The organism is Ornithinimicrobium panacihumi (assembly GCF_052073805.1).
Taxonomy (GTDB): Bacteria; Actinomycetota; Actinomycetes; order Actinomycetales; family Dermatophilaceae; genus Ornithinicoccus; species Ornithinicoccus panacihumi.
This window is the reverse complement of record NZ_JBQGWG010000009.1, coordinates 67332-81638: the sequence shown is the minus strand read 5'-3', so window position 1 is coordinate 81638 and position 14307 is coordinate 67332. Positions and strand designations below refer to the sequence as shown.

At 71.7% G+C, this 14307-nt stretch carries 13 protein-coding genes; 10 read left to right on the top strand and 3 right to left on the bottom strand.

Features of this window, described 5'->3' with window-relative positions:
- The 8 genes from ACTMMA_RS10225 to ACTMMA_RS10190 all read left to right on the top strand — a co-directional run bounded on the left by ACTMMA_RS10225 (window position 1) and on the right by ACTMMA_RS10190 (window position 9274).
- The gene (locus ACTMMA_RS10225) at window positions 1-936 is read left to right on the top strand and encodes an inositol monophosphatase family protein (RefSeq protein ID WP_441190023.1); all 936 of its coding nucleotides are present in this window, start codon (window positions 1-3) and stop codon (window positions 934-936) included.
- A gap of 118 nt (window positions 937-1054) precedes the next feature.
- A complete protein-coding gene (locus ACTMMA_RS10220) occupies window positions 1055-1354 on the top strand; it encodes a DUF4193 domain-containing protein (protein WP_441190022.1) in 300 nt (99 codons plus the stop codon).
- A 72-nt stretch (window positions 1355-1426) separates the two neighbouring features.
- The gene (dut, locus tag ACTMMA_RS10215; RefSeq protein ID WP_441190021.1) at window positions 1427-1909 is read left to right on the top strand and encodes a dUTP diphosphatase; all 483 of its coding nucleotides are present in this window, start codon (window positions 1427-1429) and stop codon (window positions 1907-1909) included.
- A gap of 7 nt (window positions 1910-1916) precedes the next feature.
- Window positions 1917-2897: a DUF3710 domain-containing protein gene (locus ACTMMA_RS10210; RefSeq protein WP_441190020.1), complete on the top strand. Its 981-nt coding sequence runs from the start codon at window positions 1917-1919 to the stop codon at window positions 2895-2897.
- Window positions 2894-3622: a DUF3159 domain-containing protein gene (locus ACTMMA_RS10205; RefSeq protein WP_441190019.1), complete on the top strand. Its 729-nt coding sequence runs from the start codon at window positions 2894-2896 to the stop codon at window positions 3620-3622. The genes ACTMMA_RS10210 and ACTMMA_RS10205 overlap by 4 nt, the downstream gene beginning before the upstream one ends.
- Window positions 3619-4995 carry a class I SAM-dependent RNA methyltransferase gene (locus ACTMMA_RS10200; protein WP_441190018.1) on the top strand — a complete coding sequence of 459 codons (1377 nt, stop codon included), beginning with the start codon at window positions 3619-3621 and terminating at the stop codon, window positions 4993-4995. Before ACTMMA_RS10205 ends, ACTMMA_RS10200 begins: the two co-directional genes overlap by 4 nt.
- Window positions 4996-5171: 176 nt before the next feature.
- Window positions 5172-8006 (top strand): aconitate hydratase, encoded by a 2835-nt coding sequence (locus ACTMMA_RS10195; RefSeq protein WP_441190017.1) that lies wholly within the window; start codon window positions 5172-5174, stop codon window positions 8004-8006.
- Between the two features lie 140 nt (window positions 8007-8146).
- Window positions 8147-9274 carry a YkvI family membrane protein gene (locus ACTMMA_RS10190; RefSeq protein WP_441190016.1) on the top strand — a complete coding sequence of 376 codons (1128 nt, stop codon included), beginning with the start codon at window positions 8147-8149 and terminating at the stop codon, window positions 9272-9274.
- Between the two features lie 175 nt (window positions 9275-9449).
- Here the strand turns inward: ACTMMA_RS10190 and ACTMMA_RS10185 are convergent, their stop codons facing one another.
- From ACTMMA_RS10185 to ACTMMA_RS10175, 3 genes are read right to left on the bottom strand one after another with little or no spacing between them, the layout of a single operon-like run.
- Entirely contained in the window at window positions 9450-10319 is an 870-nt protein-coding gene (locus tag ACTMMA_RS10185; RefSeq protein WP_441190015.1) for a 5-oxoprolinase subunit C family protein, read from the bottom strand.
- Window positions 10316-10948 carry a 5-oxoprolinase subunit B family protein gene (locus tag ACTMMA_RS10180; protein ID WP_441190014.1) on the bottom strand — a complete coding sequence of 211 codons (633 nt, stop codon included), beginning with the start codon at window positions 10946-10948 and terminating at the stop codon, window positions 10316-10318. Before ACTMMA_RS10180 ends, ACTMMA_RS10185 begins: the two co-directional genes overlap by 4 nt.
- Window positions 10941-11705: a LamB/YcsF family protein gene (locus ACTMMA_RS10175; RefSeq protein WP_441190013.1), complete on the bottom strand. Its 765-nt coding sequence runs from the start codon at window positions 11703-11705 to the stop codon at window positions 10941-10943. Before ACTMMA_RS10175 ends, ACTMMA_RS10180 begins: the two co-directional genes overlap by 8 nt.
- A gap of 98 nt (window positions 11706-11803) precedes the next feature.
- On the opposite strand from ACTMMA_RS10175, the gene ACTMMA_RS10170 reads away from it, so the two are divergent.
- Together ACTMMA_RS10170 and ACTMMA_RS10165 are read left to right on the top strand one after the other, a co-directional pair.
- Complete coding sequence (locus ACTMMA_RS10170; RefSeq protein WP_441190012.1) at window positions 11804-12709, top strand: VOC family protein; 906 nt, start codon at window positions 11804-11806, stop codon at window positions 12707-12709.
- A gap of 4 nt (window positions 12710-12713) precedes the next feature.
- Window positions 12714-14282, top strand: a complete 1569-nt coding sequence (locus ACTMMA_RS10165; protein ID WP_441190011.1) for an LLM class flavin-dependent oxidoreductase — start codon at window positions 12714-12716, stop codon at window positions 14280-14282.
- The last annotated feature ends 25 nt before the right edge of the window (window positions 14283-14307 follow it).

The window sequence follows — 14307 nt, the reverse complement described above, 5'->3', positions numbered from 1 at the left end:
GTGCCGGGAGCTCCTACGGCAGACGGCCCCGACGCCGAGCGGGGGGGTGAGCTGCGCGACCTCGGCCAACTCGCCCTCGGCCTCGCCGTCGGCGCCGCGCGGTTGATCTCGCAGGAGCGCCCCGACAGCCTTGGCGTCGCGCGCACCAAGAGCACCGACCTCGACGTCGTGACGGTCATGGACACCCGCTCCGAGGAGCACCTCCGTGCCCGGCTGGCCGAGCTGCGCCCGGACGACGGGGTCCTCGGTGAGGAGGGCACCGGGATCACCGGCACCTCCGGCCTGACCTGGGTGCTCGACCCCATCGACGGCACCGTCAACTATCTCTACGACCTGCCCGGGTATGCGGTGTCCGTCGCCGTCGTCGAGGGCGACCCGACCACGCCCGGGGCGTGGCGACCGATGGCCGGGGCCGTCGCCAACCCCGCCACCCACGAGGTCTTCCACGCCCACCGGGGAGGAGGTGCGTGGCTGTCCTGGTTCGGCACCGAGGCATTCCCGTGGGCGGGGCGCGGACCGGCCGGCAGCGGTGGTCCGGTGCCCCTGCACGTCACCGACGTGGCGGACCTGGGCGAGACCCTCCTGGCCACCGGTTTCGCCTACGACCGTGGCGTGCGCACCGGCCAGGCAGCGGTCGTGGCCGACCTGCTGCCGCGGGTGCGTGACATCCGCCGGCTCGGTGCGGCCGCGGTGGACCTGTGCCACGTCGCGGCCGGGCGGGTGGACGCCTACTACGAGGACGGCTGCCACGTCTGGGACCTGGCCGCCGGCGTCCTCATCGTCACCGAGGCGGGCGGCGTGGTCACCGGCCTCGGCGCCCAGGACGCGCCGTCGGAGGCGATGGTGGTCGCCGGTGGCGCTGCCGCGCAGGAGCTCCTGCGCAGCGAGGTGGAACGTCTCCGTGGCGCCCCGGGTCGCACGACCACCCTCGGATAGGGCACAATCCCGCCGGACGACACACATCGGAGATCGCTTCCTGCAGTGCGGGCACAAAACGGGGGCGATATGCGTTCTGCCGGGCGAGAACCCCTGGACGCCGACTGAAGGAGAGACGATGGCGACCGACTACGACGCCCCACGCAAGACCGACGACGAGCTCAACGAGGACTCGATCGAGGAGCTGAAGGCACGCCGCAACGACAAGGCCTCCGGCAGCGTCGACGTCGACGAGACCGAGCAGGCCGAGGGCTTCGAGCTGCCTGGTGCCGACCTGTCCAACGTCGAGCTGTCGGTGCACGTGCTGCCCCGTCAGCAGGACGAGTTCACCTGCTCCAAGTGCTTCCTGGTGCACCACCGCAGCCAGCTGGCCAAGGAGGTCGGCGGACTGCCGGTCTGCTCCGAGTGCGCGGCCTGACCCCGCGACAGCGGCGGACCGGCACCACCCATCCACCATCACCCATCCCACACCAACGATCTGACTCCCACGATGCTCACCGTCCCGGTGGCGCTCCAGCGCCTCGACCCTGACCTGCCGGTCCCCGTGCAGGCCAGGCCGGGCGACGCCGGGGTCGACCTGCACGCCCGTGAGGCCGTGCGGCTCGCCCCCGGCGAGCGTGCCCTCGTGCCGACCGGGATCGCCATTGCCCTGCCCGAGGGCTATGCGGCGTTCGTCCACCCGCGCAGCGGCCTGGCGGCCCGCCACGGGATCTCCGTGGTCAATGCGCCCGGGACGGTCGACGCCGGTTACCGTGGGGAGATCCTGGTGAACCTCATCAACACCGACCGCACCGAGGCGTTCGAGGTGGGCCGGGGAGACCGCATCGCCCAGCTCGTGGTGCAGCCGGTCGTCGCTCCTCGTTTCGAGGAGGTCGCCGAGCTGCCGTCCTCGAAGCGGGGGACCGGCGGGCACGGGCACACCGGAACCGGCGGGACCGCATACCCGCCGGCCGACAACAAGACGAAGGACTGACCCAGCAGTGGCACTCTTTGGCCGTAAGAAGCGCGACGCCGACGCCGCGGTGGACCTCACCGACGAGGGACCTGACCTCCTCGAGGACGGGACGCCCGCCCCGGTCCGGCCGACGCCGGCCGAGGGCGTGCCGGGCAAGGACCGGGACTGGGACCGCGCCGGTGACGGCCCCTACGACATCACCGAGTGGCCCGAGCTGGACGGCCGCATCGACCTGGGCGCCCTGCGCCTGCCCGCGGTGGCCGGCATGCAGATGCGCCTGGACCTGGAGCAGGGCAGCGACCGCGTCGTCGGTGCGACCCTGACCTTCGGGCCCTCCCACGTGCAGCTGCAGGCCTTCGCCGCGCCCCGGACCATCGGGATCTGGGACGAGCTGCGCCCCGACATCGCCCGGAGTCTGGTCGAGGCCGGCGGCGCCGCCGAGACCGAGCCCGGCGTGCTGGGCAAGGAGCTGCGCGCACGGATGCCCGGCCGCGCCCAGGACGGCCGCGTCGCCTTCCAGCCGGCGCGCTTCCTCGGTGTCGACGGCCCGCGCTGGTTCCTGCGCATCGTGGTCAACGGTCCCGCCGCCGCCGACGACGCCCAGCTGGCCCCGATCCTGGAGTACGTCCGCAAGATCGTGGTCAAGCGCGGTGACGAGCCCCGTCCTCCGCGCGAGGTGCTCGTGCTGACCCCGCCGGCGGGAGTCATGGAGGCCGCCGCGCAGCAGGCCCAGGCCCGCCGTCAGCAGGCCGCCCGGGCGGCCGCGGCCAAGATCGCCCAGCAGGCGCCAACCCTGCGCAAGCCGGACGCCACCGGTGTGGCCGGCATCAGCGCCTCGGCTCCGGCCGCGCCGCAGGCCGCCCCGGCCCAGGGTGGCCCCGCCCAGGCAGGGTCCGCCCAGGGTGTCCCCGCCCAGGGTGCCCCCGCCCAGCCCGCCCCCGGGCGTGAGCCGGACCAGGGCACGCCCGAGGCACCGCGACCGCCCAGCAACCCCGAGTTCACGTGACCGCAGGGGGCGGGACCGCCGAGCACACCGTCGAGCAGGTCATCCGCGCGCGGGTCAGCGCCGCGCTGGGCGGCTGGTACGGCTCCCTCGAGACCGCCCTGCCCACGATCGCCTTCGTCGTCACCTGGCTGGTCACCAAGGACGTCCGCACGGCCGTCCTCGCCGCCGGTGGTCTGCTCGTCGTCCTCGCCATCGTCCGCCAGCTCGTCGGCGGGTCCTGGCGCTATCTGGGATCGGCCGTCGTCGCCACGGCCCTGGCCGCCTTCTTCGCCCTCCGCTCCGGGCAGGCCGAGGACGCCTTCCTGCCCGGGATCATCACCAGCGCCGCCTACGGCGTGGGGGCGCTGGTCTCGATCCTGGTCCGGTGGCCGCTGGTCGGCTTCATCGTCGGGATGGGCGACCCGAACTACCTGGAGCAGCCGACCGCCTGGCGCAAGGACGCCGGGCTGGTCCGCGTCGTCTCCCGCCTGACCTGGGTCCTGGTCGCGCTCTTCGCGATCCGCGTGGCCATCATGCTGCCGCTCTACCTGGCCGGGGAGGTCGCCTGGCTGGGCGTGGCCAAGATCGCCCTGGGCTGGCCGGCCTACCTGCTGGCGATCGTCGTCATGGGGATGATGCTGGCCGCCGGCCACACCCCCCAGACCGAGGACGAGATCGACGTCACCGAGCGGATGGAGGCGGCCGACCGGGACAGCGAGCGGCACGAGCCTCGGGCGGAGGCATGACCTCCTCGGACCCGACGTCCCAGAACGCGAGTTCAGCGGGCACGAGCTCGCAGAGCCTGGCTGTCGGCGACGAGGTCACCGTCGAGGTCGGCCCGGTCGCCCACGGCGGGCACTGCGTGGCCAGGCACGAGGGAGATGGCATCGTGCTCTTCGTCCGCCACTGCCTGCCCGGTGAGACCGTGCGTGCCCGCGTCACCGAGGTCGGCTCCGGGGCCCGCTTCGTGCGCGCCGACGCGGTCGAGATCCTCGACGCCTCGCCCGACCGAGTCTCAGCACCGTGCCCGTTCTCGGGCCCGGGCCGGTGCGGCGGCTGCGACTGGCAGCACGCCTCGCTGGACGCCCAGCGCCGGCTCAAGCTCGACGTGGTCGCCGAGCAGTTCCAACGCCTGGCCGGTATGCGGCTCTCCGACACCTTCCCGCACCTCACCTGCGAGCCCGTCCCCGGCGACCGGGACGGCCTGCGCTGGCGCACCCGCGTCGAGGCCACCGTGGTGGGGGCAGCGGTCGAGGGCCGCACCGGCCTGCGCGCCCACCGCTCGCACGAGGTCGTGCCGGTCGACGACTGCCTGATCGCCCACGAGGGCGTCCTGGCGACCGGCATCTTCCACGATGGCCCCGGCGACCCCGCCGTCGTCGCCCTCGACGCCGTGGCGCCCTCGGTGGGGGAGCCGGTCCTCGTGCCCCTGACGGCCCCGCCCGCCCCCGCACGCCGCCCTGGCAGGCGGGGGAGCCGGGACGGCCGGCGAGAGAGCGCGAGGCGAGGAGAACGGCATACCCCCGTGCCCCTGGACGCGGTCCCCGTGGTGACCGAACGCGTCGGCGCCCACGAGTTCACCCTGTCCGCCCGCGGGTTCTGGCAGGTGCACCCGGGCGCGGCGACGACCTTCACCGAGCAGGTGCTGGCCTGGCTGGACCCGCAGGTGGGGGAGAGTGCGCTCGACCTCTACGCAGGCGTCGGGCTCTTCGCCGTCCCGCTGGCCGAGCGGGTGGGGGAGTCGGGCAGGGTCCTGGCCGTGGAGGCCGACCGGGAGGCGGCAGCGGCCGCCGAGCGCCACCTGCAGCCCTGGACCACGGCGGGGGTCTGGGCCGAGCCGACCGAGCGCGCGCTGGCCGAGCTGACCGCCCAGGGCGAGCACGCCGACCTCGTCGTCCTCGACCCGCCCCGCTCGGGCGCGGGCCGCGCCGTGATGGAGTCGATCGCGGCGCTGTCGCCGCGCGCCGTGGTCTACGTGGCCTGCGACCCGGCCGCCCTGGCCAGGGATGTCGCGACCGCCCGCGACCTCGGCCTGGAGCTGGTCGAGCTGCGTGTCCTGGACGCCTTCCCGATGACCCACCACATGGAGTGCCTCGCGCTGCTGCGCCCTCGGGCCTGAGCACACACCTGAGCGGACCCGACCCGGGCGCCCCGTGCGGAATCGCGGGACCGGCCACACCCCATACCCGCTCCGGTGGCAGGATGGGACACAGCTCGGCAGAGGTTTGATCTAGGACCCCTCCGTGAGATATCTTGACGTCAAGATAAATAGTCCGGTGAGCGAAGGAGCGAGCAGTGGCCACACAGAACCCCGACAGCTTTGGTGCCAAGGGCACGCTGGAGGTAGGTGACAAGAGCTACGGGATCTTCCGCATCGGCGGACTCGAGGGCGCCGACAACCTGCCCTACTCCCTGAAGGTGCTGCTGGAGAACCTCCTGCGCACCGAGGACGGTGCCAACATCACCGCCGACCACATCACCGCCCTGGCGAAGTGGGACGAGAACGCCGACCCCGACACCGAGATCCAGTTCACGCCGGCGCGCGTGATCATGCAGGACTTCACCGGCGTGCCCTGCATCGTCGACCTGGCCACCATGCGTGAGGCGATGGGCGACCTGGGCGGCGACCCCACCAAGATCAACCCGCTCGCCCCTGCCGAGCTGGTCATCGACCACTCCGTCATCATCGACGTCTTCGGCCGCCCCGACGCCTTCGAGCGCAACGTCGAGATCGAGTACGAGCGCAACGGCGAGCGCTACCAGTTCCTGCGCTGGGGTCAGACCGCCTTCGAGGACTTCAAGGTCGTGCCCCCGGGCACCGGCATCGTCCACCAGGTCAACATCGAGCACCTGGCCCGCACCGTCATGACCCGTGAGGTCAACGGCGAGCTGCTGGCCTACCCGGACACCTGCGTCGGCACCGACTCCCACACCACGATGGTCAACGGCCTGGGCGTGCTGGGCTGGGGCGTCGGCGGCATCGAGGCCGAGGCCGCGATGCTGGGCCAGCCGGTCTCGATGCTCATCCCGCGCGTCGTCGGCTTCAAGCTGACCGGCTCCGTGCCGGCGGGTGCGACCGCGACCGACGTCGTGCTCACCATCACCGAGCAGCTGCGCCAGCACGGTGTCGTCGGCAAGTTCGTCGAGTTCTACGGCGACGGTGTCGCCCAGGTGCCGCTGGCCAACCGCGCCACGATCGGCAACATGAGCCCCGAGTTCGGCTCGACCTGCGCCATCTTCCCGATCGACGAGGTCACCCTCGACTACCTGCGCCTCACCGGCCGCTCGGACGAGGACGTCGCCCTGGTCGAGGCCTACGCCCGCGAGCAGGGTATGTGGCTCGAGCCCACCGGCAACGCCGAGGCCCGCTACAGCGAGTACCTCGAGCTGGACCTGTCCACCGTCGTGCCCTCCATCGCTGGCCCGAAGCGTCCGCAGGACCGCATCGAGCTGTCCGGGGCCAAGGAGCAGTTCCGCAACGACCTGAAGAACTACGTCGTCAACGGCAACGTCATCGAGAAGAGCTCGGTCGACAAGGAGCTGGCCGACACCTTCCCGGCCTCCGACGCGCCCAGCCACGACCCGCACCAGGAGTCCGAGGAGGCCGGCCACCCGCAGCACTCGGGGCAGCGCACCAACGGCGACAGCCGCGCCAGCCAGCCGACCCCGGCGACCCTGGACGGCGAGCAGGTCGAGATCGACCACGGTCACGTCGCGATCGCCTCGATCACCTCGTGCACCAACACCTCCAACCCCTCGGTGATGATGGCCGCCGCGATGCTGGCCAAGAACGCCGTCGAGAAGGGCCTGGACGTCAAGCCCTGGGTCAAGACCTCGATGGCGCCCGGCTCCAAGGTGGTCACCGGCTACTTCGACAAGGCCGGCATGTGGCCCTACCTGCAGGAGCTGGGCTTCCACCTGGTCGGCTACGGCTGCACCACCTGCATCGGCAACTCCGGCCCGATCATCGAGGAAGTCTCCAAGGCGGTCAACGACGCCGACCTGGCGGTCGTCTCGGTGCTCTCCGGCAACCGCAACTTCGAGGGCCGGATCAACCCCGACGTGAAGATGAACTACCTGGCCTCCCCGCCGCTGGTCATCGCCTACGCCCTGGCCGGGACGATGGACTTCGACTTCGACGCAGAGCCGCTGGGTCAGGACAAGGACGGCAACGACGTCTACCTGAAGGACATCTGGCCCTCGTCCGAGGACGTGGAGTCCACGATCGCCTCCTCGATCAACCGCGAGATGTTCACCGAGGACTACGCCGACGTCTTCGCCGGCGACGAGCGCTGGCAGTCCCTGCCGACGCCCGACGGCGACACCTTCGAGTGGGCCCAGGAGTCGACCTACGTCCGCAAGCCCCCCTACTTCGAGGGCATGCAGGCCGAGCCGGCCCCGGTCGAGGACATCACCGGCGCGCGGGTGCTGGCCAAGCTGGGCGACTCGGTCACGACCGACCACATCAGCCCGGCCGGCTCGATCAAGGCCGACAGCCCCGCGGGCAAGTACCTCGCCGAGAACGGCGTCGAGCGCAAGGACTTCAACTCCTACGGCTCGCGTCGCGGCAACCACGAGGTCATGATCCGCGGAACCTTCGCCAACATCCGGCTGCGCAACCAGCTGCTGGACGGCGTCGAGGGCGGCTTCACCCGCGACTTCACCGTCGAGGGCGGTCCGCAGGAGACCATCTACGACGCGGCCCAGCACTACGCCGAGGCCGGCACGCCGCTGGTGATCCTCTCCGGCAAGGAGTACGGCTCAGGTTCCTCCCGCGACTGGGCGGCCAAGGGCACGCGCCTGCTGGGCGTCAAGGCGGTCATCGCCGAGTCCTACGAGCGCATCCACCGCTCCAACCTCATCGGGATGGGCGTGCTGCCGCTGCAGTACCCCGAGGGCCAGAACGCCGAGTCCCTCGGCCTGGACGGCACCGAGACCTTCTCCATCACCGGCGTGACCGAGCTCAACGAGGGCCGCACGCCCAAGACGGTCAAGGTCAGCGCCGAGAAGGAGGACGGCTCCACGGTGGACTTCGACGCGGTCGTGCGCATCGACACCCCCGGCGAGGCGGACTACTACCGCAACGACGGCATCCTCCAGTACGTCCTGCGGAGCCTGGTCAACGCCTGACCTCTCCCCGCACGGTCCACGGCCGGGTCGCTCTTCCCGAGCGGCCCGGCCGTCGCCGTCCCGGTGGTCCAGCGGTCCGGTCCCGAGCCCTACCCCGAGCCCCTGTCCCGCCTCCCCGACCCGTGTGAGAGGTTCGGGGGATGGCCGCCTTCCCCTCCGCGACGCCGGGCACCGCCCGACATCGCCTCTCCGCCTTCGGCATCGCCGCCACCTTCGTGGGCACCACGATCGGCGCCGGCTACGCCTCGGGCCAGGAGATCCTGCAGTACTTCGTCTCCTTCGGCACCGTCCGCGGCCTGCTCGCGCTCGGCGTCGCCGGGGTGCTCTTCCTCGTGCTCTCCTACGCGGTGCTGTGGCTGGCGCACCGGCTGCGCACCGACGAGGTCCACGACCTGGTCAACCCCTTCCGCAACCGGTGGCCCACCCGGTTCGCGGACCTGTCGATCGCTGCGTCGCTGATCGGCACGCTCGTCATCATGGTCGCCGGGGCCGGCGCGGCGCTGCAGCTGCAGCTCGGCATGCACCCGCTCCTCGGGGCGGCGCTGCTGGCGCTCTTCTGCTGGCTCGGCGTCATCTTCGGGGCCCGCGGGCTGCTCGCGATCCAGCAGATCGTCGTGCCGGCGATCATCGTGGTCGCGGTCGGCGTGGCGGTCTGGGCGATCCTCAACCCGGTCGAGTCCAGCGGCGAGGTCGCCTCCGAGCTGGTCAACTCCTCGCCCCTGATCAACACCTGGTTCATGGCCGGGGTGCTCTACGTCGCCTTCAACATCCAGCTCGTGTATGCGGTGTTCGCGCCGCTCGGTCGGGACTCCCAGGGCGGGCGGACCCTCTTCGCCGGGGCCCTCGTCGGCACCCTCGGGATCGTGGTGATGGCCGGCGCGCTCATCCTGGCGCTGACCGCCAACGCGCCCGTCGTGGGTCGCGCCGAGCTGCCGATGGTCGAGCTGGCCGGGCGGATCGCGCCGTGGGCGATGGCGGTCTACACGGTCGTCCTCCTGCTGGCCCAGCTGACCACCGCGGTGTCCTGCCTCTACGGGCTGGTCGAGCGTGGCGCCAAGGTGCCCGGGCTGTCCCGGATGAGCCCCTGGCTGCTGGGGCTGGTGATCGCGGTGGCTGCCGTGCTGCTGTCTGCTGTCGGCTTCAGCTCCCTGGTCGGGACGGTCTACCCGATGCTCGGCTACGCCGGGATCCTCATCATCGTCCTCATGCTGTGGACCGTGGTGCGAGCCTGGAAGGACCCGGACGACCCGCTCCTGCACGACAGCTGACCCCCGAGGTCTGGCCGACGGCCTCCGTCACGGATGACTTCCGCACTTCATGCGCCCTGGCCCACTTCACGCCGGTTATAACCGGCACCTAGGTTCAGTTCCCGCATGAAGTGGGCCGAGTCCCCCGCAGGGCGTGAGCTGGAGTCGGATCGCTGCTCCAAGCTTGCTCGGCCAGTCAGGGTCCGCCTCCGCCCGCCTGGAACCGCAGCTCCTGTCCCGGTCTCAGCTGCCCGCACCGGTCGACATCCTCGTCGTCGACGTAGGCGATCACCGGATAGCCTCCGGTGACGGGGTGGTCCGCCAGGAAGAGGACGGGCTGGCCCTCCGGCGGGATCTGGACCGCGCCGCGGAGCATGCCTTCGCTCGTGAGCTCGCCGTCCCTGACCCGGGGGATTGGCTCACCCTGAAGACGCACACCGACGCGGTTGGAGCGCTCGTCCACCGTGTAGGTCTGGGAGGTGAGCAGAGCCCAGGCGTCGTCGTCGAACCAGTCACGGCGCGGGCCGGGGGTCACGCGCACCGTGAGGAGCCCGGACGTGGGCTCCGGGACGGGTGCCACCTCCACGGACGGGACGGGACGGTCGGTCACACCGACGGGCAGCACGTCGCCGGCCTCGACGACCTTCGGGCCGACGCCGGCGAGGATGTCGGTCGCGCGGCTGCCCAGCACCGGCTCCACGTCGATCCCTCCGCGGACGGCGACATAGGTCCGGAGCCCCGCAGAGGGGGTGCCCAGGCTCAGGCGTTGGCCGGGGGAGAGGTGGAAGGCTGACAGGTGCGGGGCCCCGGGGCAGCGGGCGCCTGCGGTGGCCAGCACCACCTCCCGGTCCGTCTCCAGCACCAGCCCGCCCAGGGTGACCTCCAGCGTGGCCAGGGTCGGGTGGTTGCCCACGAGGGCGTTGGCGAGCCGGTGGGCCGAACGGTCGCACGCCCCTGACCTGCCGATGCCGAGGGAGGCCTGGCCCACCCGCCCGAAGTCCTGGACGGTGGTCAACGGACCCGCCTCCACGACGCTGAGGCTGGTCCTGGGTGCCGGGGTGCTCATGACGCCTCCACGAAGCGGACCTGCATGCCTGGAAGCAGGAGCCCCGGCGGATCACGGTCGAGGTCGAGCACCTCGACGTGCGCCGTGCCGATGAGCTGCCACCCGCCGGGGGACTCGCGCGGGTAGACGGCCGAGAACTCTCCGGCCATCGCCACCGAACGGGCCGGAACCTTGATCCGAGGGCTGGACCGGCGGGGGACCGACCACGCGAAGGACGAGCCGCTCAGGTAGCCGAAGCCCGGTGCGAAGCCGCAGAAGGCCACCGTCCACGTCTCGTCCTGGTGGCGGCGTACGAGTTCATCGACCGAGCAGCCCAGCGCCTCCGCCACATCGGCCAGGTCCTCGCCGTCGTAGGTCACCGGGACCTCGATGACGTCGGCCGAGCTCTCGTCTCGGGCTACGGGCTCGACGGCCAGAAGACTCTTCTCCAATGCGGCCAGGTCCGTGCCGCGGTCGGCCACCACGAGGATGGTCCGGCCGGCGGGCACGAGGTCGAGGACGCCCAGGTCGGTGTTCTCATGGGTGGCGGACCGGAGAGCCGCATACCGATCCAGCACCGCGTCCAGGGAGTCGAGCTCGAGGAGCAGGCCGTGGGTGCCGCTGGGCAGCACCCGCAGTTCGTCAGCCATGGGCGAAGGGAGCCAGCGTGATGCCGGCCTCCTCGAGCGCGGCGCGCACCTGACGGGCGATCTCCACCGCACCGGGGGTGTCACCGTGGACGCAGATCGAATCCGGACGCAACGTGATCGGGTCGCCGTTGATGTCGTCGATGGGCTCGCCGCGGGCGATGGAGACGCAGCGCTGGGCGATCGCGGCCGGATCGTGGAGCACAGATCCTTCGGTGCTGCGGGGGACCAGGCGCCCCTCGGGGGTGTAGGCCCGGTCGGCGAAGGCCTCGTGCGCGGTCGCGAGGCCGGCCTCGTCGGCCAGGCGCAGGACGGCCGAGCCGGGCAGTCCGAGAAGGACCAGGCCCGGGTCGCACTCCTTCACCGCGGCCACCACCGCCGCCGCCTGGGCCTCGTGCGTGACGATCGTGTTGTAGAGACCACCGTGTGGCTTGACGAAGGCGACCTGGCCGCCGGCACGTCGGGCCATGCCCTGCAGGGCGCTGATCTGGTAGGCGACCTCGTCCTGCAGCGTCCGGGCGTCGACGTCGATGAACCGGCGGCCGAAGCCGAGGAGGTCGCGGTAGGAGACGTGCGCCCCGATGGCCGCACCCTTGGCCACCGCCTGCTGCGCCACCGAACGCATGATCGTCGGGTCCCCGGCGTGGAAGCCGCACGCGACGTTGGCGCTGGTCACGACCTCCAGCAGCGCGGCGTCATCGCCCATGGGCCAGCTGCCCAGGCCCTCGCCCAGGTCGGAGTTGAGGTCGACGGTGGACATCCTCAGAACCTAGCGTGTGGATCGCGCCGCACGGAATGCGGTGCGAGAAACGTCGGTTATGATTGGTGACGCGTCAACCACATACCCCTGGAGCAGCCATGACCCAACCCACCACACCCTCCGTCTCCGAGCCGCGCCCCGACCGTCTCGCCGCCGACACCGCCATGGGTCCGGTGACACTCGACGTCGCCGACCTGGAGGGCATGACCGCCTTCTACCGCGACGCGGTGACCCTGCAGGTCATCTCTGCGGAGGGCCCGGTCGTGACGATGGGCCGGGGGACGACGCCGATCATCGTGCTGCGGCACAGCCCGACGCTCAAGCACGCCGCCGCGGGCTCCGCAGGCCTGTTCCACACCGCGATCCTCTTCCCGACCCAGGCCGACCTCGCCGCGACGCTCGCCTCGATGGCACGGCGCCGCGCGCCCTACGTCGGCAGTGCCGACCACCTCGTGAGCAAGGCCTTCTACTTCGAGGACCCCGAGGGCAACGGCATCGAACTCTACTGGGACCGTGAGCGCTCGGAGTGGAGCTGGGTGCACGGGCAGGTCGAGATGGACAACAAGTTCCTCGACGCCAACGCGTTCCTGACCGAGCACCTCACCGAGGAGGGCGCGGCGACCCCGGACGCCGGCGACGCCGTCGTCGGGCACGTGCACCTGTCGGTGGGCGACATCCGCACCGCGCGCGAGTTCTATGTCAACCTCCTCGGCTTCGACACCACCCTCGACTGGGGCGGCCAGGCCCTCTTCGTCAGCGCCGGCGGCTACCACCACCACATGGCGATGAACGTCTGGAACAGCCGCGGCGCCGGCCCCCGCTTCCCCTCCCTCGGCCTGGGTCAGGTCGACATCGTGCTGCCGACCAGCGACGACGTGGGCGCCCTCGTGGAGCGCACCGGCCACTACGGCATCCAGAGCGCCGACGACGGCCGCTCGGTCACCCTCCTCGACCCGTGGCGCAACACGATCAAGCTGGCCACCGCCGGCACGCAGGGAGCCTGATCGCATGACGGACTACGGCCACGACGTCCGGCTGGGCATCTTCCCCTCGCCCGACGCGCGAGACCCGCACCGCGCGGTCGAGCTCGCCGTCGTGGCCGACGCCTCCGGCATCGACCTGGTCTCGGTGCAGGACCATCCCTACAACAAGGACCACCTCGACACCTGGACGCTGCTGACCTGGATGGCCGCGCGGACCACCTCGGTGCGGCTGTCGCCCAACGTCGCCAACCTGCCCCTGCGGCCGCCCGTGGTGCTCGCCCGCTCCGTGGCCACCCTCGACCTGCTCTCCGGCGGACGCGCCGAGCTGGGCCTGGGGACCGGCGGGTTCTGGGACGCCATTGCCGCGGCCGGCGGTCCCCGGCGGACGCCCGGCGAGGCCGTGGACGCACTCGTCGAAGCCATCGACGTCCTCCGCCAGGTATGGGGCAGCTCACCCGATCCTTCCCGTGCCGGTTCGGTCCGGGTCGAGGGGGAGCACTACCGGGTCAAGGGTCTGCGTGCCGGACCGGCGCCCGCGCACGACCCCCAGATCTGGATCGGGGCCTACAAGCCGCGGATGCTGCGCGTGACCGGTCGGCTGGCCGACGGCTGGCTGCCGAGCATGGGCTATCTGTCGCCGGACAAGCTGCCCGACGCCAACGCGATCATCGACGGCGCGGCGGTCAAGGCGGGTCGGCGGCCCGAGGACGTCCTCCGTCTCTACAACGTGCACGCCGGGCGTGGCGGACTGACCGGGTCGCCCGCCGACTGGGCCGAGCAGCTGGCCGGGCTGACGCTCGAGCACGGCATGTCGACCTTCATCCTGGCCACCGACGACCCCGATGCGGTCCGCCGGTTCGGCCTGGAGGTGGGCCCCGCCCTGCGTGAGCTGGTCGAGCAGGAGCGGTCCAGGGCCGCGGAGCTGACGTCGGAGCAGGTGACGTTGGCCGAGGTGCCCTCAGAGGACGAGATGGCGTCGGAGCAGGTGACACCTGAGCAGGTGACCGCAGATCAGGTGAGGGACGGGGGCGGGGGAGCTGCCGCATACTCCGGAAGAGGTGGTCAGCAGGCCACCGAGGGTGAGTTCACCGAGCAGCAGCTGGCCGCGCCGCGCCACCTGGTCGAGGTGCACGACCATCTGCGGGCCGAGCTCGCTCAGCTGCGCCAGGTCGTCGAGCAGGTCCGGGAGGGCCATCTGTCCGTGGGCCAGGCCCGGTCGGTCATCAACACCATGTCGATGCGGCAGAACAACTGGACGTTGGGGGCGTTCTGCGAGTCCTACTGCCGCATCGTGACCGGCCACCACACCCTCGAGGACCGGTCGGTCTTCCCCCACCTGCGCCGGGCCGAGCCCGAGGTGGGCCCGGTGCTGGACCGCCTGCAGGAGGAGCACGAGGTGATCCACGAGCTGCTCGACGCGGTCGACCGGGCCCTGGTCGGGCTGGTGTCGGTGGAGGGCTACGGGGCGGAGGGCCGCGACGCGCTCGAGGACCTGTCGGGGAGCATCGAGGAGCTGGCCGACAACCTGCTGGCCCACCTCAGCTATGAGGAAGAGGCGCTCTTCGGGCCGTTGGCCCGGCACGGGTTCTACTGAGCTGCAGCGGGTCTCGGGACGGCTG

Excerpts from the sequence above, each read along its gene's own strand:
- ACTMMA_RS10200 (WP_441190018.1), top strand. The coding sequence starts at position 3,619 with ATGACCTCCTCGGACCCGACGTCCCAGAACGCGAGTTCAGCGGGCACG.
- ACTMMA_RS10185 (WP_441190015.1), bottom strand. The coding sequence starts at position 10,319 with ATGAGCACCCCGGCACCCAGGACCAGCCTCAGCGTCGTGGAGGCGGGT.
- ACTMMA_RS10190 (WP_441190016.1), top strand. The coding sequence starts at position 8,147 with ATGGCCGCCTTCCCCTCCGCGACGCCGGGCACCGCCCGACATCGCCTC.
- ACTMMA_RS10170 (WP_441190012.1), top strand. The coding sequence starts at position 11,804 with ATGACCCAACCCACCACACCCTCCGTCTCCGAGCCGCGCCCCGACCGT.
- ACTMMA_RS10175 (WP_441190013.1), bottom strand. The coding sequence starts at position 11,705 with ATGTCCACCGTCGACCTCAACTCCGACCTGGGCGAGGGCCTGGGCAGC.
- dut (WP_441190021.1), top strand. The coding sequence starts at position 1,427 with ATGCTCACCGTCCCGGTGGCGCTCCAGCGCCTCGACCCTGACCTGCCG.
- ACTMMA_RS10165 (WP_441190011.1), top strand. The coding sequence starts at position 12,714 with ATGACGGACTACGGCCACGACGTCCGGCTGGGCATCTTCCCCTCGCCC.
- ACTMMA_RS10180 (WP_441190014.1), bottom strand. The coding sequence starts at position 10,948 with ATGGCTGACGAACTGCGGGTGCTGCCCAGCGGCACCCACGGCCTGCTC.
- ACTMMA_RS10220 (WP_441190022.1), top strand. The coding sequence starts at position 1,055 with ATGGCGACCGACTACGACGCCCCACGCAAGACCGACGACGAGCTCAAC.